Genomic DNA, 24,076 nt, shown 5'->3' on the forward strand with positions numbered 1-24,076 from the left:
GCCGGGGGAGCGCCGCCGGTTGTCAGCGAACGTTCAGGTGGCTCGCGGCTGCGCCGCAGCATTGTGTGCAAGGGTCACCGCCTGTGAAGGTGTCGACAAGGCGCAGAGCGCTGATGACCAACGGAGCGCTCGCGGTGCTCCTGCTGGGCGGTGCCGTGCTCGCCTATTCGCAGCTCGGCGCGGACGAGGCGGCGGGCGAGACGGCCGTCAGGACCGTGACCGCGGCCCGCGGCTCCGTGACCGCCTCGGTGTCCGCGTCCGGCGCGGTGACGAGCTCCAGGTCCAGAGCGCTCTCGTTCGGTACGACGGGCACGGTGAAGAAGATCTACGTCAAGCCGGGCGACAAGGTGAGCAAGGGCGACATCCTGGCCGAGCTCGATGACGACGCCGCGCAGGAGAGCCTGTCGGCGGCCAGGGCCACGTACGACAGCGCCCTGGACGACGGGACCTCGACGGCCCAGCTGTACGCCGCCTACATCAAGGCCCGCAACGCCTACCGTGAGGCCCAGCGCACGGTCGCGGGCACGGTGCTGAAGGCGCCGTTCAAGGGCACGATCACGGCGGTCAACGGCTCGGTCGGCGGCGGCAGCTCCGGCTCGGGCTCGGGGTCCGGGTCGTCCTCGGGTTCCGGCCAGGGCGCGGGCGGTACGGGTTCGGGCGGCGCGCAGGGCTCCGGCGGGTTCATCGAGATGGCCGACACCGGCAGGCTGCAGCTCGTCGGCACGTTCACCGAGTCGGACGTCGGCAAGCTCAAGCAGGGTCAGGAGGCCGCCGTCACGTTCGACGCCCTGCCGGGGGTGACCGCGACGGGCAAGGTCACCCAGATCGAGCCGGTCGCCTCCACCAGCAACAACGTCGTGCAGTACCCGGTCACGGTCACCTTCACGAAGGTCCCCGGCGAGGTGCGGCTGGGCCAGACGGCCACGGTCGAGGTCGTGGTCGGCCGGGCCGACGACGTCGTCACCGTCCCCTCCACCGCGATCTCCACCAGCGGCGGCCAGACGACCGTCACGGTGCTGCGGAACGGCAGGCAGGCCAGGACCCCGGTCGAGGTCGGCGTGCGCGGCACGACGCTGACCGAGATCACGTCGGGCGTGTCCGAGGGCGACCAGATCGTGCCCCCGGCGACCACGACCGGCAGCACGGGCGGCAACCTGCGCCTCGGCGGCGGGGGCGGCTTCCCCGGCGGCGGGTCCGGCCGGGTGCCGGGTGGCGGGCGATGAGCGCCCCGCCCGTCCTGCGGGTGCGGGGCCTGGTCAAGGAGTACGGCGAGGGCGATGCCCGGGTGCGCGCCCTGCGCGGCGTCGACCTGGACATCGAGCGCGGTGACTACGTGGCCATCATGGGCGCGTCCGGCTCCGGCAAGTCCACGCTCATGAACATCCTCGGCTGCCTCGACGTGCCGAGCTCCGGCACGTACGAGATCGACGGCTCGGACGTGGGCCGGCTGGACGAGCGCAGGCTGGCGATCCTGCGCAACCGCCGGGTCGGGTTCGTCTTCCAGTCGTTCAACCTGATCCCGCGCATGAGCGCGCTGGCCAACGTCGAGCTGCCGCTCGTGTACGGCGGGATCGGCCAGGCCGAGCGGCGCGCGAGGGCGCTGGCGGCGCTGGAGCAGGTCGGGCTGACCGACCGGGTGCACCACGAGCCGAACCAGCTCTCCGGCGGGCAGCAGCAGCGCGTGGCCGTGGCCAGGGCGCTGGTCACCGCGCCCGCGCTGCTGCTGGCCGACGAGCCGACCGGCAACCTCGACACCGCCTCCACGGAGGACGTCCTGGAGATCCTGGACCGGCTCAGTGTGTCCGGCCGCACGATCGTGCTCATCACGCACGAGAACGACGTGGCGGCGCGCGCCAAGCGGGTGATCAGGCTGGTGGACGGCGCGGTCGTGGAGGACCGCCGCCAGGCGCCGGTGGACGGCCCGCCACCCCGGCTGTCCGGCCACGACCGGGCGGACCAGGACCGGGCGGACCAGGACCGGGCGGACCAGGACCGGGCGGACCAGGACCGGGCGGACCAGGGCCCGGCAGGACAGGAGCCGGCGGAACCGGGTCCGGCGAACCGGGACTCGGCGGAGGACGGGGCGGCGGCCCGATGAACCAGTTCGAGATCCTCCGCTTCGCGCTGCGCGGCCTGCTGGCCAACAAGATGCGCAGCTCGCTGACCACGCTCGGCATCCTCATCGGGGTGGCCGCCGTGATCATGCTGGTCGCCGTCGGTGAGGGCTCCTCGCAGAGCATCCAGAAGAACATCCAGCGCCTCGGCGCCAACACCCTGACGATCTCCCCGCAGTTCTCGGGCGGCGGGGGCGGCGGCCTGCGGGGCGGGGGCCGCGGCGGCAACACCGGCCCGCGCACGCAGGCCAGGCAGCTCAGCCTGGCCGACGCCAAGGCGCTGACCGACAGGACGCTCGCGCCGTCGGTCAGGAGCGTCTCGCCCGTCGTGACCGCCTCCTCCCCGGCCACCACGTACGGGGCCGCCAGCCACACGATCTCCCAGTTCGTCGGCACCTACCCCAGCTACTTCGAGGCCGTGAACAAGCCCGTCGCCGAGGGCACGTACTTCTTCAACGACGACGTGCTGGCCGCCAGGAAGGTCGTGGTGCTCGGCCGGACCGTCGTGGAGGAGCTGTTCGGCTCCGTCGACCCGATCGGCAAGCAGGTCAGCGTGTCGGGCGTGCCGTTCACGGTCGTCGGCGTGCTCAAGGAGGCCGGGTCCAGCGGCATGCAGGACGCCGACGACGTGGCCATCGCGCCGCTGCCCGCCGTACAGCAGAGCCTGAGCGGGTTCGGCTCGCTCAACTCGATCGTCGTGCAGGCGACCGGGGCGGAGGCCACGACGGCGGCCCAGTCGGAGGTGACGGCTATCCTCAACCAACGACACGGCATCACGAACGACAACCCCGACTACCGCATACTCAACCAGGCCACCCTGCAGGAGACCGTCAGCCAGGCGACCGGCACCTTCACCGTGCTGCTGGGCGCCGTGGCCGCGATCTCGCTGCTGGTGGGCGGCATCGGCATCACCAACATCATGCTGGTGACCGTCACGGAGCGCACCCGCGAGATCGGCATCCGCAAGGCGATCGGCGCGCCCAGGAGCGCGATCCTGGGCCAGTTCCTGCTGGAGGCCACGTTGCTGAGCCTGGTCGGGGGGCTGTCCGGGGTGCTGGTGGCGTTCATCGGGACCAGGTTCACCGTCGCCGGCATCGAACCGGTCCTGGTGCCGTCGTCGGTGGCGCTGGCGCTGGGCGTGTCGGTGGGCATCGGCCTGTTCTTCGGCAGTTATCCCGCCAACAGGGCGGCCAAGCTGAGGCCCATCCAGGCCTTGCGCCACGAGTAAGGAGATTGCCATGGCCCAGCTCGACTCCTCCCCGTACCCCGACGACCTCCGGGAGGAGCTCGCCGTGCAGCCCGTCAAGGGGCCGTCGAAGCTCACGCTGGCGCTGGCCGCCGGCGTCGTCCTGGTGGCGGGCGTCCTCATCGGCATCCAGGCGCGGAGCTGGTTCGGCTCGCCGGCCACGCCGTCCGCCGCCGGGGGCCGGCAGCAGGGACCCGCGGGCGGGTACGGGCAGCAGCGCGCCGCCTCAGGCCAGCCACCCGGGTCCGGCAACGGCACCGGCCAGCGGATGGGCGGCCAGCGGATGGGCGGCGGCACCGTGGGCACCGTCGAGAAGGTGGAGGGCGGCAAGGTCTACGTCAAGACCATGGACGGCTCCACCGTCACGGTCACCACCGACGACCGGACCACCGTCCAGATCTCCACGACCGGCAAGGTGTCCGACCTCAAGAGCGGCAGCACGGTCGTGGTGCGCGGGCAGCGGGACGGCGAAGGCTCGGTGACGGCCACCTCGATCACCGAGGGGGCCCAGGGAGTGCGGGGAGGCGGCCCGCGATGAACGAGCCCGAGGCCAGGCTGCTGGTGGTCGACGACGAGCCCAACATCAGGGAGCTGTTCTCGGCGAGCCTGCGCATGGCCGGGTTCGAGGTGCTGACGGCGGCCGACGGCATGGAGGCGCTGCGGGTGGCCGAGGAGAGCTCGCCGGACCTGGTGATGCTCGACGTCATGCTGCCCGACCTGGACGGCCTGGCGGTCGCGGGCAGGCTGCGGTCCCGCGGCCGCCGGGTCCCGGTGCTGTTCGTGACCGCCAAGGACACGCCGGAGGACCGGATCGCCGGGCTGGGGCTGGGCGAGGACTACGTGACCAAGCCGTTCAGCCTGGAGGAGGTGATCGCCCGGATCCGGGCGGTGCTGCGCAGGACCCGGCGCGGCGCGCCGCCGCCCAACCGGCTGCGGGTGGCCGACCTGGAACTGGACGAGGAGAGCCACGAGGTGTGGCGCGACGGCGTCCCTGTGAGGCTGTCGCCGACGGAGTTCAGGCTGCTGCGCTACTTCATGCTCAACGTGGGCCGGGTGCTGTCGAAGACACAGATCCTCGACAACGTGTGGAACGGCGACTGGCGCACCGACGTCGGCCTGGTCGAGTCGTACGTCTCCTACCTGCGGCGGAAGGTGGACACGGGGGAGCACAAGTACCTGCACACGCTGCGCGGCGTCGGCTACATCCTGCGCCCGCCCCGTATATGAGCGCGCGTATGAGCCCCGGCGGGACGGGCCGGGCCGCGCGGCTGCGCAAGTACGTGGCCAGGACCCCGCTGTGGCTGCGCCTGGTCTCGGCCACGCTGCTGCTGGTCACCCTCGCCATCACCATCACCGGCCTGTTCGCGGTGCGGCTGCTGCGCGGCTACCTCGTCGAGCGCGTGGACCAGCAGCTGGTCGCGGCCGGCCGCCCGGCCCGCGAGCCACCCCCGCCCATCGAGCAGCCCCGCCCGGGCACGCGCCCGCAGCGCTTCTTCGGCCTGTTCTACGCGGTGATCCTCGACTCCTCCGGCATGCCGGTCAGGACGATCAGCGAGTCGACGGAGGACCACATGCCGGCGCTGCCCCGGCTCGACCAGGCCACGGTCGCCGGTCTGCGCGGCCGGCCGTTCACCGTCGAGTCGCGCGCCGCCGGGGGGCCGAGCTGGCGGGTCGTGGCGGTGCCGGGCCGCGGCGGCGACAGCCGGGTGATCGCCGTCAACCTGGGCGACGTGGACGCCACGGTCTCCCAGCTCGTGCTCATCGTGGGGGTCGGCGGCGGAGGGACGCTCGTGGTGCTCGGCTTCGCCTGCTACTGGCTGGTCCGCCGCAGCCTGCGCCCGCTCCGCGAGATCTCGCGTACGGCCAAGGACATCGCGGGCGGCGACCTGTCACGGCGCGTGCCGCTCTGGGCGGGCACCACCGAGGTGGGCAAGCTCGGCCGCTCGCTCAACACGATGCTCGCGCGGATCGAGTCGGCGGTGCGCGAGCGCGAGGAGGCGGCCGAGTCGGCCCGCCGGTCCGCCACGGCGGCCAGGCGCTCGGAGGAGGTGATGCGCCGGTTCATGGCCGACGCCTCGCACGAGCTGCGCACGCCGCTGACCTCGATCAGGGGGTTCGCGGAGCTGTACCGGCTGGGGGAGGAGAAGGACCTGGCCGAGGCCGTGCGGCTGCTGAGCCGCATCGAGGGGCAGGCGGCGCGCATGGGGCTGCTCGTGGAGGACATGCTGCTGCTGGCCCGGCTCGACCAGCGGCGGGAGCTGGCCAGGCGGCCCGTCGACCTGCTCAGCCTCGCCGCCACCGCCGTGATCGACGCCCAGACGCTGGCGCCGGACCGCGGGATCGAGCTGGTGCGGCTGTTCGGGGACGAGGGCGACGTGATCGTGACCGGCGACGAGCCGCGGCTCGGCCAGGTGCTCAACAACCTCGTCACGAACGCCCTCACCCACACGCCGCCCGGCACGCCCTTCCAGGTGCGGGTCGGCGTGGACGGCGACCGGGCCGTGGTGGAGGTGGCCGACGAGGGGCCCGGCTTCCCTCCGGACGTGGCCGAGCGGGTGTTCGAGCGGTTCTACCGGGCGGACCCGGCCAGGAGCGCGGGCGGGTCGGGGCTCGGGCTCTCGATCGCGGCCACGCTGGTGGAGGCGCACGGCGGCATCGTGACGGCGGAGGGCTCGCCGGGCAAGGGAGCGCTGTTCCGGGTGATCCTCCCGGCCGCCCCGGCCCGGCCGCCGGACCGTCGTGACCGCCCCGGCCCGGCCGCCGGACCGTCGTGACCGCCCCTGATTGGCCGCCGGACCGTCGTGACCGCCCTTGAGTGATCGCCGGATCCTCGGCACCGCCCGCCCTCAGCCGAGGGCGTAGCCGTAGAGGCCGGCGCCCTGGCCGAGCCGGCGCATCTCGCCCAGCCTGAGCCCTCGCCTGCGGGAGCCGGGCGCGTACATCACGAGCCCCTGGTCGGGCGCCGCCACCACCAGCCCGTACAGGGTCTCCCGCCTGCCCAGCGGCCGGTGCCGCCCGCTCACGGTCACGGGCAGCGCGGCCAGGGCCGCGCCGAAGTCGCGGCCCTGCCCCTTGACCAGGAGGTTCCCCGCGCGGGTCAGCCCGCCGGACGCCCGCCCGGCCAGCACCTGGACCGCCTTCTCGCCGGGCACGCCGATCGCCAGGTCGTCATGGCCGTCCCCGTTGAGGTCGCCGGCCGCCAGCGACACCCCGAACCGGTCGTAGTAGCGGGGCACGCCCTTCAGCGTGTTCTGCGACCACGCCTCGCTCCCGTGGGTCGTCAGCCCGCCGCGTGAGCCGTACAGCACGTCGACGGTGCCGTCGCCGTAGTCCATGGCCCGCTGGTTCGCGCTCAGCCCCTCGCCCGGCACCCCGATCGCCAGGTCCGCGCGCCCGTCCCCGTCGAAGTCGCCGGTGGCGAGCGCGGCACCGAACGCGTCCCACTTCTCGGAGGCGCCTTTGACACCGGTGCTGCTCTGGGTGAGCAGCCGCGCCCGCCTCCCCCGTACGTCGATCACGGTGACCGACCCCTGGCCGTCGAAGCGGACGCTGTCGGCGGGTGCGCCGACCGCCAGGTCGTCGTCGCCGTCCCCGTCGAAGTCCCCGGTCGCCAGCACGGCGCCCCACTGGTCGGTCACGTGCGCCGTCTGCCGCACCCACGGCGTCTTCTGCGTCATCCGGTACGGCTCGCGGCCCTTCATCCAGTAGACGGTGACCGCCCCGCCCGACCGGTGGCTCGGCGAGCCCACGACCAGCTCGTCGCGGCCGTCGCCGTCGAGGTCCCCGGCGGCCAGCGACGCCCCGAACCGGTCGCTGGACGGCCTGGCCGGTGCCAGTTCCTCGCCCGCGGCCAGTCCGTCGGGGGACCCGTGGAAGATCTGGACGACCCCGTTGCCGTCCGCGCCGGGCACCCGCTCGCCCGCGAACTCCTCCGACACCCCCACGGCCAGGTCGGAGCACCCGTCGCCGTCGAAGTCCCCCACGGCCAGCGCCGACCCGAACGAGTCGCCCGGCTCCGCCCCCTCCTGGGTGAGCTTCGCCTTCTCCCCGGACCCGTACATCACCGTCACCGAACCCGCCCTCGCGTTGTCGTAGGGGGCGGCCACGGCGAGGTCGGGCCGCCCGTCGCCGTCGAAGTCGAGCGGGTGCCCGCCGCACGACCGGGCCGCGACGGGAGCCGTACCGGAAATGAGGGGAAGAACCAGACAGGCGGCGAGCAGCAGCTTCATACCGAAAGTCATGTCCGTCCAGGTCGAACCATGCCTGAACGGCGCGAGAACGGCCTCGGAGGGCCGGATGCACATCGCCTGGCGATCCACGGCGCCGCGGGAACGTGCCAGGATAGGCGCGTGGACATCGATCTCGCCGACCTGGATTTCTGGCGCAAGCCGCCCAAGGAACGCAACGAGGCGTTCGCCCGGCTCAGGCAGCTGGAGCACCCGGTGTTCTTCCCGGAGAAGAAGGTGCCGCTGCTGCGCTCGGGCAAGGGCTTCTACGCCCTCGTGCGCCACGCGGACGTGGTCGAGGCCAGCCGCAACGCCAAGGTGTTCTCCAGCGAGCCCGCCGTCACCAACCCGGAGCCGCCCGGCTGGGTGAAGCAGGTGTTCGGGGAGTCGATGGTCAACATGGACGACCCGCGCCACGCCCGCCTGCGCCGGATCGTCACCCGCTCGTTCAGCCCGAAGATGCTGGCCGGTCTGCAGAGCGACATCGAGGCCGCCTGCGCCCGCATCGTCGACGACGTCGTCAAGGACGGCCCGCGCGACTTCGTGACCCAGGTGGCCGCCCGGCTGCCCATCCACGTCATCTGCGACATGCTCGACATCCCGCAGGAGCTCCGGGCCAAGGTGCACCAGCACGTCGACATCTCGACCGCCTACACCGGCGTGCGGCCCAGCCTGGCCCGCAGCGTCCAGATGGCCGGCCAGAACATGCTGGCCCTGCTCGCCCTGCAGCGCATGGTCATCAAGCTCGGCCACGAGCGCGTCGCCGACCCCAAGGGCGACCTGGTGTCCCTGCTGGTCAACGCCAACCCCGACGGCGAGAAGCTGACCGACAAGGAGCTCGGCTCGTTCTTCGCGCTGCTGCTGGTCGCGGGCAACGAGACGGCCCGCAACACGATGGCCCACGGCATCAAACTGCTCACCGACAACCCGGCGCAGCGTGAGCTGCTGACCGGCGACTTCGACACGCGCATCAACGGCGCGATCGAGGAGATGGTGCGCTACGTCTCGCCGATCATGCAGTTCAGGCGCACCGTCACCGAGGACTACTCCCTGCGCGGGCTGGAGCTGAAGAAGGGTGACAAGGTCGTGCTCTTCTACGGCTCGGCCAACCGCGACGAGTCGGTCTTCCCCGACGCCGACACCTTCGACATCACCCGCGACACCAAGCCCCACGTCGGCTTCGGCGGCCCGGGCCCGCACTTCTGCCTCGGCGCCAACCTGGCCAGGCAGGAGATGCGCACGATGTTCCGCGAGCTGCTGACGCGGCTGCCGGGCATCCGGTCGGTCGGCGAGCCGGAGCTGCTGCTGTCGAACTTCGACAACAGCGTCCGCAGCCAGCCCTTCACCTTCTGACGCGGCACGTCAGGGGTTCGGGCAGGGTCAGTCGGCGGCCAGGACGTTCGACCTGATGGTGAGAACCGTGATCAGCGCCGACACCACCATCATCGCCGCGCTGATCAGCATCGCCGCCCGGAACCCGGCGTCGAACACCGGCGGGTCCTGGAAGGCGTCCCCCACCAGCCCCACCAGGGGCGGCACCGCGGCGACCGCCAGCAGGCTGCCGGTGCGGGCCACGGCGTTGTTGATGCCGCTGGCCGTGCCGGCGTACCTCTCGTCGGCCGTGGCCAGCACGGTCGCGGTGAGGGGCGCGACCGCCGCCGACAGGCCCAGGCCGAAGACCGTCACCGCGGGGAGCACCTGGAACGGGTAGGAGGCGCCGGGGCCGATCGTGCTCATCGCGAGGAACCCGCAGCCCGCGACCAGGATGCCGCCGGTCATCGGCCAGCGGGGACCGTAGCGTTTGGCCATCTCGCCGGCCCTGGCCGACAGCAGCAGCATGAGGATCGTCGTCGGCAGCATCGCCAGCCCCGCCGCGATCGGGCCGAAGCCGGAGACCACCTGGAGCTGGACCACGAGCAGGAAGAACACCACGCCCATGGCGGCGTACATGATCAGTGTCACCACGTTCACGGCCGTGAACACGCCTACGCGGAAGAGCCCCACCGGCACCAGCGCGTCCGGCGACCGGCGGACCTCGGTCACCACGAACGCCGCCCCCAGCAGCAGGCCCACGACGAGCGGCACCGGCGCGCCCCCCTGGGTCAGCCCGTACGTGATCCCGGCCAGCGCCAGCGCCGCCAGCACCGACCCGAGCACGTCGAACCGCCCGGCCGCCGCCTCGTCCCTGCTCTCGGGCACGTGCCGGACCGCGACGAGCACGACGAGCAGCGCGAACGGCACGTTGATCAGGAAGGCCCAGCGCCACCCGGCCGACTGCACCATCCACCCGCCCAGCAGCGGCCCGATCGCGCTGGCCACCCCGCCGAGCCCCGACCACACGCCGACCGCGCGCGGCCGGTCGTGGCGCACGAACGACGCCTGGATGATCGCCAGGGAGCCCGGCGTGAGCAGCGCCCCGCCGATGCCCTGCAGCGCCCGCGCGCCCACCAGGAACTCGATGCCCGGCGACAGGCCGCACAGCGCGGAGGCGATGGCGAACCACACGGTGCCGATGACGAAGAGGCGGCGCCGCCCGTAGCGGTCGCCCAGCGACCCGCCCAGCAGGATCAGGCCCGCCAGGGTGAGCGTGTAGGCGTTGACCGTCCACTGCAGGCCGTCCACGCCCGCGTGCAGCTCCCTGCCGAGGAAGGGCAGGGCGACGTTGACGACGGTGCTGTCGAGCAGCGCCATCCCGGAGCCGAGCACGGTGGCGGCCAGGATCCAGCGGCCGCGGGCCGAGTCGAGCTGGACGTAACCGTTGGAAGGTACGCTCACGAGCGGCTTTCGCCGCCCAGGGCCCGCAGCACGAACTCCGACACCAGCTCGGCGGCCCGCTCCACCGTCACGTCGCCGCTGATCAGCGGCACCCGCTCGGCGCCGACCACGGCCAGCACCATGCGGGCGGTGGCCTGCACGTCGAGCACCCGGAAGTCGCCCGACGCGACGCCGCTCTCGAGGATCTCCACCAGGACGCGCTGCATGGGCGCGACGTGCTCGGCCAGCTGCTGGTAGGCGTCAGGGCCGAGCGCGGCGCCGAGGTCGGCGGCCCCGGGGTGGGGATGGGCGAGCAGGCCGGTCAGCTGCAGCCGCACGAACGCGCGCAGCCGGTCGGCCGGCGAGGCGCCCTCGGGCAGCTCCCGCTCGTAGCTGTCGATGAAGTAGTGGGTCACCCGCTCGGTGAAGGCCAGCAGCAGGGACGCCTTGTCGGGGAAGTAGTTGTAGAGGACGGTCCTGGTGATGCCCGCCTCGCCGGCCACGTCCGTCATCGAGATGGCGTCGATGCCCTGCACCCTCGACAGGCGCGAGACGGCCTGGAGGATGCGGTCGCGCGTCTGCGCTCGATGCTCGCCAATGGTGGCGGCGGAGATCCGGGGCATACGCTCATCGTAAGGCGTTTCGGGCGGCTCGCCCGCGTTCGGGGGTCAGGCGGCGGCTCTGACGGTGTGGAGCAGCTCGGCCAGCACTTCGGTGTTGAGCTGGTACGCCAGCTTGACCTCGCGCACGATCCGCCGCCGCTCCCGCTCGTCCAGCTCCAGCTCGTCCAGCCGCGAGCGGTACTCCTCCTTGAACCGGGGCAGGCTGCCCAGCTCATCGAAGATGTAGAAGTCGACGCCCCCGCCCTTGGCGTAGCCGTAGATCTTCTGCAGCTCCATCCGGATGAACTGCCCGCCCGACAGGTCGCCCAGGTAGCGCGTGTAGTGGTGGGCGATGTAGCCGCCCGGCCAGTCGGCCACCTGCTGGATGCGCGCCACCAGCGTGCGGGTGGCCTTGGACGGCGCGATCCTGCCCCGCCAGCCGGGGCCGTAGACGGTCGCGAGGTCCCGCTCCAGCGCCCGCTCCCGGTACAGCTCGGGGAAGACGAAGCGGCCGGCCACCGGATGCCCGGCCAGCTCGCGCGAGACCCCGTCGAGGGCGACGTACGCGAAGTAGTGCTGGGCCACCATCTCGCCATAGCCGTGCTCGCTCAACCGGCCGGCCATGAGCTCCGCGAGATAGCTCTCGGACTCGGCGGCCTCGTGGTCGGCCCAGGTGGCGTTCCTCAGGGTTTCGGAGAACGGCGTGGTCACGGCCTACCTCAGCTCGTGCGGATATTTCATGACGAAGTGTCACAAACATCGGCGTACGGCGTCAAGCTGATGACGACACCATGTCATCAAAACCTGCCTTCCCTCACTCGTACCCGGAAAACCCCAGGTCACCATAGGCAGGTCACCGTGAGCAGGTCACCGCGTGGCGTAGTGGCAGGCGGCGAAGTGCTCCCCGACCGCCTCCAGCGCGGGCTCCACCTCGCCGCACCGGTCGGTGGCCTTCCAGCAGCGGGTGTGGAAGCGGCAGCCCGGCGGCGGCGCGACCGGGCTCGGCGGGTCGCCGGCCAGCATGATGCGCGAGCGGCCGCGCAGCCCCGGCTTGGGCACGGGCGCCGCCGACAGCAGCGCCATCGTGTACGGATGCGCGGGCGCCCCGTACACCTCGGCCGCCGGACCCAGCTCCGCCAGCCGCCCGAGGTACATCACGCCCACGCGGTGCGAGACGTGCCGGACCACGGCCAGGTCGTGGGCGATGAACACCAGCGCCACCCCGAGCTCGCGCTGCAGCTCGGCGAAGAGGTTGACCACCTGAGCCTGCACCGACATGTCCAGCGCGGACACCGGCTCGTCGCAGACGATCACGTCCGGTTCGGTGGCCAGGGCGCGGGCGATGCCGATGCGCTGGCGCTGCCCGCCGGAGAACTCGTACGGGAAGCGGCCCATCCGGTCGGGGGACAGGCCCACCAGGGTCAGCAGCTCCCCGACCCGCTCGCGCATGGCGCGGGCGTTCGGCGAGAGCCGGTGCACCCGCAGCGGCTCGGCCACGATGTCGTGCACGGTCATCCGGGGGTTGAGCGACGTGAGCGGGTCCTGGAAGACCATCTGGACGCGGCGGCGGATGTCGCGCGGCACGCCGCCCCGGGTGAAGAACGGCCGGCCCCGGAAGGTGACCTCGCCCTGGTCGGGGCGCTCCAGGCCGACGAGCATCCTGGCCAGCGTGGACTTACCGCAGCCGGACTCGCCAACGATGCCCAGGGTCTCCCCGGCGCGCAGTTCCAGGTCGACGCCCGCGACCGCGCGGACGGCGCCGCCCCGGGAGAGCATCCCGCCGCGGTAGGTCTTGTGCAGCCCCGACGCGCGCAGGACCGGGTCAGGCGAGGGCGCCATCGAGCATCTCCTCCGAGTGGTGGCAGGCGGCGTACCGGCCGGAGCCGATCTCCAGGAGCGCGGGACGCGTGGTCGTGCAGAGCTCGCTCGCCCGCTCGCAGCGCGGCGCGAACGAGCAGCCGGGCGGCACGGACGCGGGGTTCGGCGGCGCGCCGGGGATGGCGCGCAGCGACGAGGCGGGGCTGTCCAGGTCGGGGATGGCCGCGAGCAGCGCCTCCGTGTACGGGTGGCCGGGCCGCTCGTACAGCTCCGCGACCTCCCCGCTCTCCACGATCCGCCCCGCGTACATGACCGCCACCCGGTCGCTGACCTCGGCCGCCACCCCCAGGTCGTGGGTGATCAGCAGCACGGCCGTGCCCAGCTCGCGCCGCAGCCGGTCGATGAGCTCCAGGATCTGCGCCTGCACGGTCACGTCGAGCGCGGTCGTCGGCTCGTCGGCGATGATCAGGTCGGGTTCGAGCGCCACCGCCATGGCGACCAGGATGCGCTGGCGCATCCCGCCGGAGAACTGGTGCGGGTAGTCGTCGATGCGCTTGTCCGCCGCCGGGATGCCGACCAGCGAGAGCATCTCGATCGAGCGCGCCCTGGCCTCCTTGCGCGACAGGCCGCGGTGCACCCGGTACAGCTCCCCGATCTGGTGCCCGATGCTGAGCACCGGGTTGAGGGCCGACAGGGCGTCCTGGAAGACCAGGGTCATCTCGCTGCCGCGCAGCGCCCGGCGCTCCTCCTCCGACATGGCGAGCAGGTCGCGGCCGCCGAGCCTGGCCGTGGCGCAGCGCACGTCGGCGTTCGGCTGGTCGAGCAGGCCCATGACGGCCTTGGCGGTGACGGACTTGCCCGAGCCTGACTCGCCGAGCAGCGCGAGCGTCTGGCCGCGCTCGATGGTCAGGTCCACCCCGCGTACCGCCGGAATCTCCCGCCCGTGCGCGGTGAACGTGACGCGCAGGTCCCGGATCTCCAGGACCGGTGGCTCACTCACCAGCGCCTCCTCCCTGACTGTGCCGAAAGTTCCCGTGACTGACGTTAACTGTGCCGGAAAGCAACTCAGATATTGCCTCTTATGCCCGATTCTGGCAAGCTTCACCGGCAAAGAGACGAGAGGGGACACACACGTGCTGGAAGCTGCGAAGAGCTACAAGGGGTACCGTTCGTACGAGTACCTGGAGGCCGGCGTCGATTACCGGCAGTTCGAGCTGGCGCCCGAGCTCGGCAGGGTTCCGGCGTACCAGGGGCCCGAGCTCACCGGCGAGCAGGCGGCGCGCGTACGCCGGCTGCTCACCGACAGCCTGGTCGTCTCGCTGCACGACCACCCGTCGATCTTCCCCGACGACATCAGCCAGACCGTCGACTACAACCGCACCGCCCGCCACCACACCGGGTACGAGGGCCTGGCCCGCTCCGGCATGACCGTCGTCTTCGACAACCTCATGGACGGCACCTGCTGCGTCACCAGCCAGGCCGGATGGAAGTGGAGCGACGTGGTCGCCGACATCGGCATGCGCCTGTCGGACATCGCGCACCAGGACTTCCTCATCAAGGTCGAGCGCCTGGCCGACGTGCGCGAGGCGCACGCCAGCGGCCGCATGGGGCTGGTGCTCGCCCTGGAGGCGGCCACCATGATCGAGAACGAGGTCGACAGGATCGACATGCTGTACGGCTTCGGCGTGCGGCAGATGGGCATCGCCTACAGCGAGGCCAACACCCTGGGCAGCGGCCTGAAGGAGCGCGGCGACGGCGGCCTGACGCTGTTCGGCGAGAAGGCCGTGCGCCGCATGAACAAGCTGGGCATCGCCATCGACGTCTCCCACTCCGGCGACCAGACCTCGCTCGACACGATCCGCCACTCGGACAAGCCGATCCTCATCACCCACGCCGGCGCCAGGTCCGTCTGGCCCACGAACCGCATGAAGCCGGACTCGGTCATCAAGGCCGCGGCCGAGCGCGGCGGCGTGATCGGCCTGGAGGCGGCCCCGCACACGACGCTCTCGCCCGACCACCCGCGCCACAGCCTGGAGTCGGTGATGGACCACTTCACGTACTGTGTGGACCTGGTCGGCATCGACCACGTGGCCTTCGGGCCCGACACGCTCTTCGGCGACCACGTGGGGCTGCACGACACGTTCGCCGAGCACCTGTCCATCAAGGAGGCGCACGCGGGCCTGACCTACGAGAAGGTCCCGTACGTGGACGGCCTGGAGAACCCCGCCGAGTGCTTCTGGAACATCATCGCCTGGCTGGTCACGCACGGCTACTCCGACGACGAGATCACCAAGGTCGTCGGCGGGAACGTCATGCGCGTCCTGGAGGAGGTCTGGATCTGATGAGACGCGCCCTCGCACTGCTCGCCCTCGCCGCGCTGACGGCCTGCGCCCCCAGCGTGCCCGGCACGTCCACGGGCGGCTCCTCGCAGCCGGCCGCGAGCACCGACCGGCTGACCATCGGCACCACCGCCGACGTGGTCAACTACAACCCGCTGGTCGGCAACAGCCGCACCGACTCGTGGGTCACCAGCCTCATGTACCCCCACCTGACCCAGATGGACGAGACGGGCAAGCGCATCCCGTACCTCGCGACCGAGTGGTCGTACGCCGAGGACGGAAAGTCGGCCACGGTCAAGCTGCGCGACGACATGACCTGGTCCGACGGCAAGCCGGTGACGGCCGACGACGTCGTCTTCTCGGTGACCGCGGTGCAGAAGGAGAAGTTCGGCGTGGTGGCCGGGCTCATCACCGCGCTGGACAAGGCCGAGGCGGTCTCGCCGACCGAGGTGAAGTTCGCGCTGTCCCGCCCGGACGGGACGTTCCTCGACAACGTCGGCTTCTGGCTGCCGATCGTGCCGAAGCACGTGTTCGAGAAGGCGCCCAGCGTGCAGAAGTTCGCCAACGACTCCGACTGGGTGAGCGCCGGGCCGTTCAAGCTGACCAAGGTCGAGCGCGGCCAGCGCTACATCATGGAGCGCGTCGACGACTTCGGCCCGGGCAAGCCGGCCGTCAAGGAGGTCGTCTTCCGCGTCTTCCCCGACGTGAACACCGAGGTCCTCGCGCTGCGCAACGGCGAGATCGACATGATCGGCAACGTGCTGCCGCCCGCCACCGCGAGCGAGCTGAAGAACGACCCGAAGATCAAGCTGCAGCAGGTGCCGTCGCTCGGCTGGGCGCACCTGCAGTACAACACCAAGCACAAGCCGCTGGACGACGTGCGCGTGCGCCAGGCCCTGGCCCACGCCGTGGACTACGAGGCCATCAGGAACATCGCGCTCAAGGGCTTCGCCAAGTCCTCCAACTCCAGCGTCCTCACCCCGTCGCAGCCCGACTACGTGGACCCGTCGTCGAAGGAGTACACCTTCGACCCCGAGCTGTCCAAGCAGCTCCTGGCCCAGGCAGGAGTCTCCGGCCTGAGCCTGAACATGATCTACGACCAGGCCGACCCGAACATCGCCCGCTGGGCCCCCATGGTCCGCGACGCGGCGAAGAAGGCCGGGATCACGATCAAGCTGCAGGGGCTGGAGCGCAACACGTACCTGGACAAGACCCAGAAACGGGACTTCGACATCTACGCCGGCTCGTGGGCCGTCATGGACAACCCGCCCGCCAACCTCGGGCTGGCGTTCAAGACCGGCGGGTTCATCAACTACGCCCAGGTCAGTGACCCCAAGCTGGACAAGCTGATCGACCAGGCGCAGCGGGCGCTCAGCCCCGCCGAGGCCAAGGCGCCGATCCAGGAGGCCGCCAGGATCATCCACGACCAGGTCTACGACAACGTCCTGTACGTGGAGACGTTCAACATCGCGCACTCCGCCACGTGGACCGGGTTCAAGCCGATGCCGAGCGAGCTGCTGTCCATCCTGAACCCGCTGTCCCTGGCCGCGGCCAAGCCGGCGGGCTGATCGCCATGCGGTTCATCGGCCTCCGGCTGGCCCGCGGCCTGCTCACCCTGTGGTTCGCGGTCACGGTGACGTTCTTCCTGGTCCGCCTGCTGCCGGGCGACCCGGTGCTGGCCGTGGCCGATCCGAACATGACCGAGGAACTGCGCCAGAAGCTGCTGGCCGACTTCGGCCTGGACCGGCCGCTCGGCGTGCAATACCTCGACTACCTCGGGCAGCTCCTGCACGGCAACCTCGGCATGTCCTTCAGGCAGTCCGTCCCCGTGACGACCGTGCTGATGGAGCGGCTGCCGTGGACGCTGATCCTGACGATCTCGGCCATGGTGGTGACGATCGTGCTGGGCATCCCGCTCGGCGTGCTCGCCGCCACCAGGGCCAAGGGCTGGGTCGACCGGGTGATCCAGCTCACCGGCGTCACGGCCCAGTCCCTGTTCGTGCCGAGCGTGGGCGTCTTCCTCATGTACCTCCTGGGCGTCTGGCTCGGCTGGTTCCCCATCGGCGGCGCGGTGGACCTGGACGCCACCGGCTTCGGCGCCACCCTCAGCATGCTGCACCACCTGGTGCTGCCCTGCCTGTCGCTGGTGCTCATCCAGCTCGGCGGCTACGTGCTGACGATGCGGACCACGCTCATCGACGCCCTCGGCGAGGACTACGTCTCCCTCGCCAAGGCCAAGGGCGTGCGCCCCGGCACGGTCGTGTGGAAGCACGCCCTGCGCAACGCGCTGCTGCCGACCACCACGATCGCCGGGCTGCAGCTCGGCACCCTGGTCGGCGGCGCCGTGCTGACCGAGACGATCTACGCCTACCCGGGCATCGGCCGGGCCATCTACGAGGCGGTCGGCCAGCTCGACTTCCCGGTCCTGCAGGGCGCGTTCGTGCTGCTGGCCGCCGCCGTCGTGGTGGCCAACCTGATCACCGACGTGGCGTACGGAATCCTCGACCCCCGGGTGCGCACATGACCGTGGCCGACCTCACCCCGAGACAGCGGACCTGGTCCGCCTTCCGCCGCAACCCGCTCGGCATGGTCAGCGGCGCCGTGCTGCTCCTGCTGGCGCTGGTCGCCGTCTGCGCCCCGCTGATCGCGCCCTTCCCCGAGGGGTACGGCGCCGACACCCTGCAGCCGCCCTCCGGCGCGCACTGGTTCGGCACCGACGACATCGGGCAGGACGTGTTCGCCCAGGTCGTCTGGGGCACCAGGGTCAGCATGGCGGTCGGCGTCAGCGCGTCCGTGCTGGCCATCGTGATCGGGCTGCTCATCGGCGTCAGCGCCGCCTACTTCCGCCGCCTCGACACGCCGCTCGGCGTCCTGGTGGACCTGTCGCTGTCGCTGCCCGTGCTGCCGCTGATGATCCTGGTGGCGGCGCTGGCCGGGCCCAGCGTGCGCACGCTGGCCGTCGTGATCGCGCTGTTCAGCTGGCCCGAGGTGGCCCGCGTGGTGCGCTCGCAGGCGCTGGCGATCGTGCCCATGCCGTTCGTGTCGGCGGCCAAGGTCGTCGGCGGCTCGTCGCTGTGGATCGTGCGCAAGCACCTGCTGCCCGGCGTCGTCCCCGTCGTCGGCGTGTCCGTCGTGCTGACCACCTCCCGCGCCGTGCTGGCCGAGGCCGGGCTGTCCTTCCTGGGCCTGGGCGACCCCAACAGCTGGTCGTGGGGGACGATCCTGCACAAGGCGCAGCAGTCGGGCTCGCTCGCCTCCTCCTGGTGGACCACCCTCTTCCCGTCCGTGGCCATTCTGCTGCTGGTCCTGTCCACGACCCTGCTCTCGGTGGCCTACAACGACGCCCGCAATCACAGGAGCGACACATGACCTTCTCCCAGCGGCTCCCCGACGCCTTCTACACCGGCGCGCTCGACCGGGTGCGCGCGGAGATGGCCGCCGAGGGCCTGGCCGCGCTGCTGCTCGACGACCCGCTCGACGTCGCCTACCTCACCGGCTTCCACCACTTCCCGAACGAGCGCCCGGTCGCCTGCTGGCTGCCGATCGACGGCTCTCCGGTGCTGCTCGTGCCCGACCTGGAACGCGAGTACGCCGGGGACCAGCGGGCCCGCGCCGAGATCCTCGCCTACCCCGAGTTCCCCGGCGTCAGGTCGCCGTTCGCGGTGCTCGCCGGGCACGTGCGCACCCCCGAGACCGCCGCGTACGCGCCCTCCACCGGCGTCGGCCGCGCCCGCGCGCTCGCCGAGGCGTTCCCCGCCACCCGCTGGACCTGCTCGGACGCCGTCGGCCGGGTACGGCTGCGCAAGCAGCCCGAGGAGATCGCGCTGCACGAGGAGGCCGCCCGCATCGCCGACGCCATGATCGAGGCCGGCGTCGAGCTGGTCAGGGCGGCGCTCGAAGCCGGCGGTGAGCTGCCCGCCGAGACCGAGCTGGCCGCCCACGTCATCTCCCACGGCTCCCGCCTCATGTACGCCAAGCACGAGGACGTCGTCGTGGTGCCCATGCTGACCGGCGGCCTCGTCTACGGCGGCCCCAACTCCGCCCAGCCGCACCGGCTGCCCGGCGGCGACCGGCTGCGCAGGGGCGAGACGTTCATGCTCTCGCTCGGCTGCGCGGTCGGCGGCAGGTTCGTCGAGAGCGAGCGCACGTTCGTCATCGGCGAGCCCACCGCGCGGCAGGCCCGCCTGTACGAGGCGGTCCGCGAGGCGCAGGAGACCGGCACCGCCGCGCTGGTCGCGGGCGTCACCTGCGAGGAGGCCAACCGCCGCTGCCTGGCCGTCATCGAGGAGGCCGGCCTCGGCGAGCACATCCGCCACCGCCAGGGCCACGGCATCGGGCTCGGCTTCCACGAGCCGCCCTGGCTGTCGGACGGCGACGCCACCGAGCTGGCCCCCGGCATGATCCTCTCCAGCGAGCCCGGCGTCTACGTGCCGGGCCACGCCGGCTACCGCATCTCCGACACGGTGCTGGTCACCGAGTCGGGGCCGCGCCGGCTCACGGCCTACCCGCGTGAGCTGACCGACGTCATCATCTAGAAGGGACACCAGTGTTCGTCGACATCAACGGCACCCGGCTCAACGTCGAGATCCTCGGCGACGGCGAGGAGACCGTCATCGCCCACCACGGCGCGCCGGGGCTCGGCTCGCTCGCCGAGCCCAAGGCCAGCTTCGGGCGGCTCGCGGACACGTACCGGGTGGTCGTCTTCGACGCCAGGGGATCCGGCGCCAGCGGCCTGACCGGCCCGTTCACCCACGAGCAGTGGGTCGCCGACGTCGAGGCCCTGCGCGCCTGGCTCGGCGCCGAGCGCGTCGTGATCGCGGGCGGCTCGTACGGCGGCTTCATCGCCATGGAGTACGCCGCCCGCCACCCCTCCCGCGTCAGCGCGGTCGTGCTGCGCGACACCTCGGCCGACAACGCCAACCAGGAGCTGGCCGTACGCAACGCCGCCGCCTCCTCCCGGGTGCGCGTCGACCCCGCCAAGCTGGACCGCATCATGTCGGGCACCGTGCGCGACGACGCCGACCTGCGCGACTGCTGGCGGGAGATCCTGCCGCTCTACGACCACGACTACGACCCGGCCAAGGTCGAGCAGCGGGTGGCCGCCACGCCGTACCACTACGAGACGCACAACTACGCGTTCGCCGTCAACCAGCCGAACTACGACATCAAGCACCTCCTGCCGTCGATCACCGCCCCGACGCTCGTGACCGTCGGGCGTCACGATTGGATCACGCCGGTGTCGTGCAGCGAGACCATCGCCGGTCTCGTACCGGGCGCCGAGCTGCGGGTTTTCGAGAAGTCGGGGCACTCGCCGCAGGTGGAGGAGGCCGAGGCGTGGGAGTCGGCCGTCCGCGACTTCCTCGGCACGGCGCTGCGCGGGGTGCGGGATCGACACTGACGCGCGATGATGCCCCCGATGGATGATCTCGACGACCTGGACCGCCGGATCCTCGCCGCGCTCCACGCCAACGGCCGGGCCAGCTGGACCGACATCGCGCAACTGCTCGGCATCTCCACCACCACGGTGGCGCGGCGGGCCCAGCACCTGTTCGCTGCGGGGCTCGCCCGGGTCGCGGTGCTGCCGCACCTGGAGCACGACGGGCCCGTGCACGTGTTCGCCGTGCGGCTGACCTGCGCGCCGGGCAGCCAGCTCAGGGTCGCCGGGCTGCTCGCCCGCAACCCCGACATCCGGTACGTCGGCATCATCACCGGTGGCTACGACATCGTGTTCGAACTGGTCGCGCCCAAGCACCGCGACCTGTACGCGATGCTGGTCGAGTTCACGCACGCCATCCCCGGCGCCCAGCAGAGCAACGCCGACCTGGTGCTGCACACGTACAAGGTCAGCTACGACTGGAGCGCGCCGCTGCTGGGGGAGGGCGCGCCGGCGTTCGCGCTGCGCCGGCCCGTCCACACCTGCGAGCGGGCGCACCTCGACGACGTCGACCGCGAGGTGCTCGCCGCCATGCGGGAGGACGGGCGCGCCAGCTTCCAGTCGGTCGGCCGCCGCCTCGGCATCAGCGAGAGCACGGCCAGGCGGCGGCTGGAGGCCATGCTGGAGCGCGGATGCGCGACGGTGGCCACCTTCATCCCGGCCGCCGCGCTCGGCTACGAGGCCGAGATCATGTTCTGGCTGTCGGTGGAGCCGAGCACGCAGGACAGCGTGGCCGAGCGCCTGTCGAAGGAGCGGGGCGTGCGGATGATCGCCTCGGTGCTGGGGCAGGCGTCGCTGTGGTGCGAGGTGATCATGCCGACGACCGCCGACATCCACCACTTCACCTCGCGCACGCTGGCGTCCGTGCCGGGCGTGCAGTCGTGGACGGCGGGGGTGCAGCTGCTGACGGTCAAGCGCGGCTTCCTCATGGTGCCGTGGGCGGAGTCCCGCATCGCCGCCGCCCTGGCCACCTGACCGCCCGCATCGCTGGGGTCACTCCGCCGGGATGACGGAGCCCTCGTACTTCTCCTTGATGAAGTCCTTGACCTTCTGGTCCTGCAGGAGCTTGCCGAGTGTGACGATGTTGGCGTCCTTCTCGTGGCCGGCCTTTACGACGAGGCCGTTGACGTACGGGTTGCCCTCCGTCTTCTCCAGCACCAGCGCCTGCGAAGCCGGCTTGAGCCCGGCCTCGATGGCGTAGTTGCCGTTGATCACGGCGGCGTCCACGTCTTCGAGCGAGCGCGGGAGCTGGGCCGCCTCCAGCGGCTTGAACTGCAGATTCCTGGGATTGCCCGTCACGTCGCGCTCGGTGGCGGTGGTGCCGGCGCCGTCCTTGAGGGTGATCACGCCGTTGTCGGCGAGCAGCTTGAGCGCGCGGCCCAGGTTGGTGGCGTCGTTGGGGAGGGCCACGGTGGCGCCGTCGGCCAGCGCCGACACCGAGCCGATCTTCTTGGAGTACAGGCCGAGCGGCTCCAGGTGGACGGGGGTGACGAAGCTCAGCTCGGTGCCCTTGGAGGCGTTGAAGTCGTCGAGGTACGGCTTGTGCTGGAAGAAGTTGGCGCTCAGCTGCCCCTCGTCGAGCTGCACGTTCGGCTGAACGTAGTCGGTGAACTCCACGATCTCCAGCTTCAGCCCGGCGGCCGGGGCCAGGTTCCGCTTGACGAAGTCGAGGATCTCCGCGTGCGGCACCGGGCTCGCGCCCACCTTCAGCACCGTGTCGGCCGACTCGGCCGTACTGGTCGCGGACTGCGACGTCCCGCATGCGGTGAGCGACAGGGCCAATGCAACGACGCCCGCTATAGCACGAAATTTCATGATTTTTCCTTTATTTGTGGGAGAGGCGCCGGGCGACCCGGTCGCCGAAACTCTGCAGAACTTGCACGATCACGAGGAGCAGGACGACGGTCACGATCATCAGCAGCGTCTCGAACCGCTGGTAGCCGTACCGGACGGCCAGGTCGCCCAGCCCGCCGCCGCCGAGCGTGCCGGCCATCGCGGAGTAGCCGACGAGCGCGACGACGGTCACGGTCAGGCCCGCGACCAGCCCGGGCAGCGCCTCGGGCAGCAAGACCTTGACCACGATGGCGGTCCGGCTCGCGCCCATGGCCTGGGCCGCCTGCACCACGTCGGCGCCGACCTCCCGCAGAGCCGTCTCGACGAGCCGGGCGAAGAACGGCACGGCGCCGACGGTGAGCGGCACGACGAACGCGGCCGTCCCGATGGTCGTGCCGACGACGAGCCTGGTGAAGGGGATGATCGCGATCATCAGCACGATGAACGGCAGCGACCGGCCGACGTTGACCACGAACCCGAGCGCCGACTTCAGCGCCGGGAGCGGCCGCAGCCCGCCCCGGTCGAACACGACCAGTGCCACGCCGAGCGGCAGCCCGAGCAGCGCGGTCAGCAAGGTCGACCAGCCGACCATCACGGCGGTCTCCACGGTGGCCGGCCACAGCAGCGGCAGGATGTCGTCCCAGGTCATGACCCCTCCACCTCCACGAGCAGGCCCGCGCCCCTGAGGTGGTCCAGCGCGGCGGCGGTGTCGTCCCCCTCGAGCGCGACGCGCAGGCGGCCCACGGAGCCGCCGGCGAGGTCCTCGATGGAGCCGCCCAGGATGCTCAGGTCCACGTCGAACTTCCTGACCACCTCCGACACCACCGGCTGCCGCGGGTCGCCGGTGAACGTCAGCGTCACCGAGCCGGGCGGGGCCGGCGCGGGCAGCGGGAAGATCTCCCTGGTCAGGCGGGAGCCCGGTGTCCTGATGAGGCCGGTGATGGAGCCGGACTCCTCGATGCGCCCGCCCGCCATGATGGCGACCGAGTCGCAGACGCTCTTGACGACGTTCATCTCGTGGGTGATGAGCAGGATCGTCAGGCCCAGCTCGGCGTTGAGCCGCTTGAGCAGCGCGAGGATCGACTGGGTGGTGGCCGGGTCGAGCGCGGAGGTGGCCTCGTCCGACAGCAGCACGGAGGGGTTGCCGGCCAGCGCCCTGGCGATGCCGACCCGCTGCTTCTGGCCGCCCGACAGCTGGTTCGGCCGGTCCTTGCCGCGCCCCTGGAGACCCACCAGGTCGAGCAGTTCGGCGACGCGGCGCTCGCGCTCGCGCCTGGGCACGCCCATGACCTCCAGCGGGAACGCCACGTTGCCCGCGACCGTGCGCGAGCTCAGCAGCGCGAAGTGCTGGTGGATCATGCCGATGCGCTGCCTGGCGCGGTTCAGCTCGGCGCTGCGCAGCGCGGTCAGGTCCTGGCCCGCCACGGTGACGGTGCCCGCGGTGGGGCGTTCGAGCAGGTTGACGCAGCGCAGCAGCGTGCTCTTGCCGGCGCCGCTCCGGCCGAGCACGCCGAAGATCTCACCCTCGCGTACGTGCAGGTCGACGCCGTCGAGGGCGACGGTGTCCCCGTACTGTTTGCGCAGGCCTGACGCCTGGATCACGGAACATCCCCATGGCTGAGCGCGGCCCGGTGGCGGGCCGCGGAAACGTACAACACCGGAAGAGCGGGTACGGCGTCAGCCGGTGCCGGGGTGGAAAGGCAGGTGGCT

General features: G+C 71.6%; 22 protein-coding genes and 1 pseudogene. 14 read left to right on the top strand and 9 right to left on the bottom strand.

Annotation, left to right across the window (positions count from 1 at the left end; all coding sequences use genetic code 11):
- The first annotated feature begins 113 nt into the window (after window positions 1-113).
- The 6 genes and pseudogenes from FH608_RS37200 (at window position 114) to FH608_RS37225 (ending at window position 6,134) form a co-directional block, all read left to right on the top strand.
- Complete coding sequence (locus FH608_RS37200) at window positions 114-1,223, top strand: efflux RND transporter periplasmic adaptor subunit (protein ID WP_139635070.1); 1,110 nt, start codon at window positions 114-116, stop codon at window positions 1,221-1,223.
- Window positions 1,220-1,933 (top strand): annotated as a pseudogene (locus FH608_RS37205) (ABC transporter ATP-binding protein); the annotation flags it as partial. The gene FH608_RS37200 and the pseudogene FH608_RS37205, both read left to right, overlap by 4 nt.
- Window positions 1,934-2,094: 161 nt before the next feature.
- Window positions 2,095-3,342 (top strand): ABC transporter permease, encoded by a 1,248-nt coding sequence (locus FH608_RS37210; RefSeq protein ID WP_139635072.1) that lies wholly within the window; start codon window positions 2,095-2,097, stop codon window positions 3,340-3,342.
- Between the two features lie 10 nt (window positions 3,343-3,352).
- A complete protein-coding gene (locus FH608_RS37215) occupies window positions 3,353-3,898 on the top strand; it encodes a hypothetical protein (RefSeq protein ID WP_139635073.1) in 546 nt (181 codons plus the stop codon).
- The gene (locus tag FH608_RS37220; RefSeq protein WP_139635074.1) at window positions 3,895-4,587 is read left to right on the top strand and encodes a response regulator transcription factor; all 693 of its coding nucleotides are present in this window, start codon (window positions 3,895-3,897) and stop codon (window positions 4,585-4,587) included. The genes FH608_RS37215 and FH608_RS37220 overlap by 4 nt, the downstream gene beginning before the upstream one ends.
- Before the next feature lie 8 nt (window positions 4,588-4,595).
- Window positions 4,596-6,134: a sensor histidine kinase gene (locus FH608_RS37225; RefSeq protein WP_139635075.1), complete on the top strand. Its 1,539-nt coding sequence runs from the start codon at window positions 4,596-4,598 to the stop codon at window positions 6,132-6,134.
- Between the two features lie 72 nt (window positions 6,135-6,206).
- On the opposite strand, the gene FH608_RS37230 is transcribed toward FH608_RS37225, so the two are convergent.
- The gene (locus FH608_RS37230; protein ID WP_139635076.1) at window positions 6,207-7,589 is read right to left on the bottom strand and encodes an FG-GAP and VCBS repeat-containing protein; all 1,383 of its coding nucleotides are present in this window, start codon (window positions 7,587-7,589) and stop codon (window positions 6,207-6,209) included.
- A 120-nt stretch (window positions 7,590-7,709) separates the two neighbouring features.
- Between FH608_RS37230 and FH608_RS37235 the strand changes: the two genes are divergently transcribed.
- The gene (locus FH608_RS37235) at window positions 7,710-8,939 is read left to right on the top strand and encodes a cytochrome P450 (protein ID WP_139635077.1); all 1,230 of its coding nucleotides are present in this window, start codon (window positions 7,710-7,712) and stop codon (window positions 8,937-8,939) included.
- Between the two features lie 27 nt (window positions 8,940-8,966).
- Here the strand turns inward: FH608_RS37235 and FH608_RS37240 are convergent, their stop codons facing one another.
- From FH608_RS37240 to FH608_RS37260, 5 genes are all read right to left on the bottom strand, one after another.
- On the bottom strand, window positions 8,967-10,361 hold the full coding sequence (locus FH608_RS37240) for an MFS transporter (RefSeq protein WP_139635078.1): 1,395 nt from the start codon (window positions 10,359-10,361) through the stop codon (window positions 8,967-8,969).
- Entirely contained in the window at window positions 10,358-10,963 is a 606-nt protein-coding gene (locus tag FH608_RS37245) for a TetR/AcrR family transcriptional regulator (RefSeq protein WP_139635079.1), read from the bottom strand. Before FH608_RS37245 ends, FH608_RS37240 begins: the two co-directional genes overlap by 4 nt.
- Window positions 10,964-11,008: 45 nt before the next feature.
- Complete coding sequence (locus tag FH608_RS37250; RefSeq protein WP_139635080.1) at window positions 11,009-11,653, bottom strand: biliverdin-producing heme oxygenase; 645 nt, start codon at window positions 11,651-11,653, stop codon at window positions 11,009-11,011.
- A gap of 156 nt (window positions 11,654-11,809) precedes the next feature.
- Entirely contained in the window at window positions 11,810-12,781 is a 972-nt protein-coding gene (locus FH608_RS37255) for an ABC transporter ATP-binding protein (RefSeq protein ID WP_139635081.1), read from the bottom strand.
- The gene (locus tag FH608_RS37260; protein ID WP_226900238.1) at window positions 12,765-13,760 is read right to left on the bottom strand and encodes an ABC transporter ATP-binding protein; all 996 of its coding nucleotides are present in this window, start codon (window positions 13,758-13,760) and stop codon (window positions 12,765-12,767) included. The genes FH608_RS37255 and FH608_RS37260 overlap by 17 nt, the downstream gene beginning before the upstream one ends.
- Before the next feature lie 133 nt (window positions 13,761-13,893).
- Here FH608_RS37260 and FH608_RS37265 point away from each other — a divergent pair, with 133 nt between their 5' ends.
- From FH608_RS37265 to FH608_RS37295, 7 genes are read left to right on the top strand one after another with little or no spacing between them, the layout of a single operon-like run.
- Window positions 13,894-15,102 carry a dipeptidase gene (locus tag FH608_RS37265; RefSeq protein ID WP_139635082.1) on the top strand — a complete coding sequence of 403 codons (1,209 nt, stop codon included), beginning with the start codon at window positions 13,894-13,896 and terminating at the stop codon, window positions 15,100-15,102.
- The gene (locus tag FH608_RS37270; protein WP_139635083.1) at window positions 15,102-16,667 is read left to right on the top strand and encodes an ABC transporter substrate-binding protein; all 1,566 of its coding nucleotides are present in this window, start codon (window positions 15,102-15,104) and stop codon (window positions 16,665-16,667) included. Before FH608_RS37265 ends, FH608_RS37270 begins: the two co-directional genes overlap by 1 nt.
- 5 nt (window positions 16,668-16,672) lie before the next feature.
- Window positions 16,673-17,623 carry an ABC transporter permease gene (locus FH608_RS37275; protein WP_193318839.1) on the top strand — a complete coding sequence of 317 codons (951 nt, stop codon included), beginning with the start codon at window positions 16,673-16,675 and terminating at the stop codon, window positions 17,621-17,623.
- Window positions 17,620-18,468, top strand: coding sequence for an ABC transporter permease (locus FH608_RS37280; RefSeq protein ID WP_139635084.1), 849 nt, complete (start codon window positions 17,620-17,622; stop codon window positions 18,466-18,468). The genes FH608_RS37275 and FH608_RS37280 overlap by 4 nt, the downstream gene beginning before the upstream one ends.
- Window positions 18,465-19,634 carry a M24 family metallopeptidase gene (locus FH608_RS37285; RefSeq protein ID WP_139635085.1) on the top strand — a complete coding sequence of 390 codons (1,170 nt, stop codon included), beginning with the start codon at window positions 18,465-18,467 and terminating at the stop codon, window positions 19,632-19,634. The genes FH608_RS37280 and FH608_RS37285 overlap by 4 nt, the downstream gene beginning before the upstream one ends.
- A gap of 11 nt (window positions 19,635-19,645) precedes the next feature.
- Window positions 19,646-20,497: an alpha/beta fold hydrolase gene (locus FH608_RS37290; RefSeq protein WP_139635086.1), complete on the top strand. Its 852-nt coding sequence runs from the start codon at window positions 19,646-19,648 to the stop codon at window positions 20,495-20,497.
- Between the two features lie 18 nt (window positions 20,498-20,515).
- Entirely contained in the window at window positions 20,516-21,508 is a 993-nt protein-coding gene (locus FH608_RS37295) for an Lrp/AsnC family transcriptional regulator (protein WP_193318840.1), read from the top strand.
- An 18-nt stretch (window positions 21,509-21,526) separates the two neighbouring features.
- Here FH608_RS37295 and FH608_RS37300 read toward each other — a convergent pair whose 3' ends face one another.
- Genes FH608_RS37300 through FH608_RS37310 form a run of 3 tightly spaced genes read right to left on the bottom strand, consistent with a single transcriptional unit; the run spans window position 21,527 to window position 23,968 of the window.
- Window positions 21,527-22,348 (bottom strand): MetQ/NlpA family ABC transporter substrate-binding protein, encoded by an 822-nt coding sequence (locus tag FH608_RS37300; RefSeq protein WP_139635088.1) that lies wholly within the window; start codon window positions 22,346-22,348, stop codon window positions 21,527-21,529.
- A 10-nt stretch (window positions 22,349-22,358) separates the two neighbouring features.
- On the bottom strand, window positions 22,359-23,015 hold the full coding sequence (locus tag FH608_RS37305) for a methionine ABC transporter permease (RefSeq protein WP_139635089.1): 657 nt from the start codon (window positions 23,013-23,015) through the stop codon (window positions 22,359-22,361).
- Window positions 23,012-23,968, bottom strand: a complete 957-nt coding sequence (locus FH608_RS37310) for a methionine ABC transporter ATP-binding protein (RefSeq protein WP_139635090.1) — start codon at window positions 23,966-23,968, stop codon at window positions 23,012-23,014. The genes FH608_RS37305 and FH608_RS37310 overlap by 4 nt, the downstream gene beginning before the upstream one ends.
- Window positions 23,969-24,076: the final 108 nt, after the last annotated feature.

The sequence above is a fragment of the Nonomuraea phyllanthi genome (assembly GCF_006334985.2).
In the GTDB taxonomy this organism is placed as follows: domain Bacteria; phylum Actinomycetota; class Actinomycetes; order Streptosporangiales; family Streptosporangiaceae; genus Nonomuraea; species Nonomuraea phyllanthi.

Coding starts and splice junctions, on each gene's coding strand:
- FH608_RS37200 (WP_139635070.1), top strand. CDS start 114: ATGACCAACGGAGCGCTCGCGGTGCTCCTGCTGGGCGGTGCCGTGCTC.
- FH608_RS37210 (WP_139635072.1), top strand. CDS start 2,095: ATGAACCAGTTCGAGATCCTCCGCTTCGCGCTGCGCGGCCTGCTGGCC.
- FH608_RS37215 (WP_139635073.1), top strand. CDS start 3,353: ATGGCCCAGCTCGACTCCTCCCCGTACCCCGACGACCTCCGGGAGGAG.
- FH608_RS37220 (WP_139635074.1), top strand. CDS start 3,895: ATGAACGAGCCCGAGGCCAGGCTGCTGGTGGTCGACGACGAGCCCAAC.
- FH608_RS37225 (WP_139635075.1), top strand. CDS start 4,596: ATGAGCCCCGGCGGGACGGGCCGGGCCGCGCGGCTGCGCAAGTACGTG.
- FH608_RS37230 (WP_139635076.1), bottom strand. CDS start 7,589: ATGAAGCTGCTGCTCGCCGCCTGTCTGGTTCTTCCCCTCATTTCCGGT.
- FH608_RS37245 (WP_139635079.1), bottom strand. CDS start 10,963: ATGCCCCGGATCTCCGCCGCCACCATTGGCGAGCATCGAGCGCAGACG.
- FH608_RS37255 (WP_139635081.1), bottom strand. CDS start 12,781: ATGGCGCCCTCGCCTGACCCGGTCCTGCGCGCGTCGGGGCTGCACAAG.
- FH608_RS37270 (WP_139635083.1), top strand. CDS start 15,102: ATGAGACGCGCCCTCGCACTGCTCGCCCTCGCCGCGCTGACGGCCTGC.
- FH608_RS37275 (WP_193318839.1), top strand. CDS start 16,673: ATGCGGTTCATCGGCCTCCGGCTGGCCCGCGGCCTGCTCACCCTGTGG.
- FH608_RS37280 (WP_139635084.1), top strand. CDS start 17,620: ATGACCGTGGCCGACCTCACCCCGAGACAGCGGACCTGGTCCGCCTTC.
- FH608_RS37285 (WP_139635085.1), top strand. CDS start 18,465: ATGACCTTCTCCCAGCGGCTCCCCGACGCCTTCTACACCGGCGCGCTC.
- FH608_RS37295 (WP_193318840.1), top strand. CDS start 20,516: ATGGATGATCTCGACGACCTGGACCGCCGGATCCTCGCCGCGCTCCAC.
- FH608_RS37300 (WP_139635088.1), bottom strand. CDS start 22,348: ATGAAATTTCGTGCTATAGCGGGCGTCGTTGCATTGGCCCTGTCGCTC.
- FH608_RS37305 (WP_139635089.1), bottom strand. CDS start 23,015: ATGACCTGGGACGACATCCTGCCGCTGCTGTGGCCGGCCACCGTGGAG.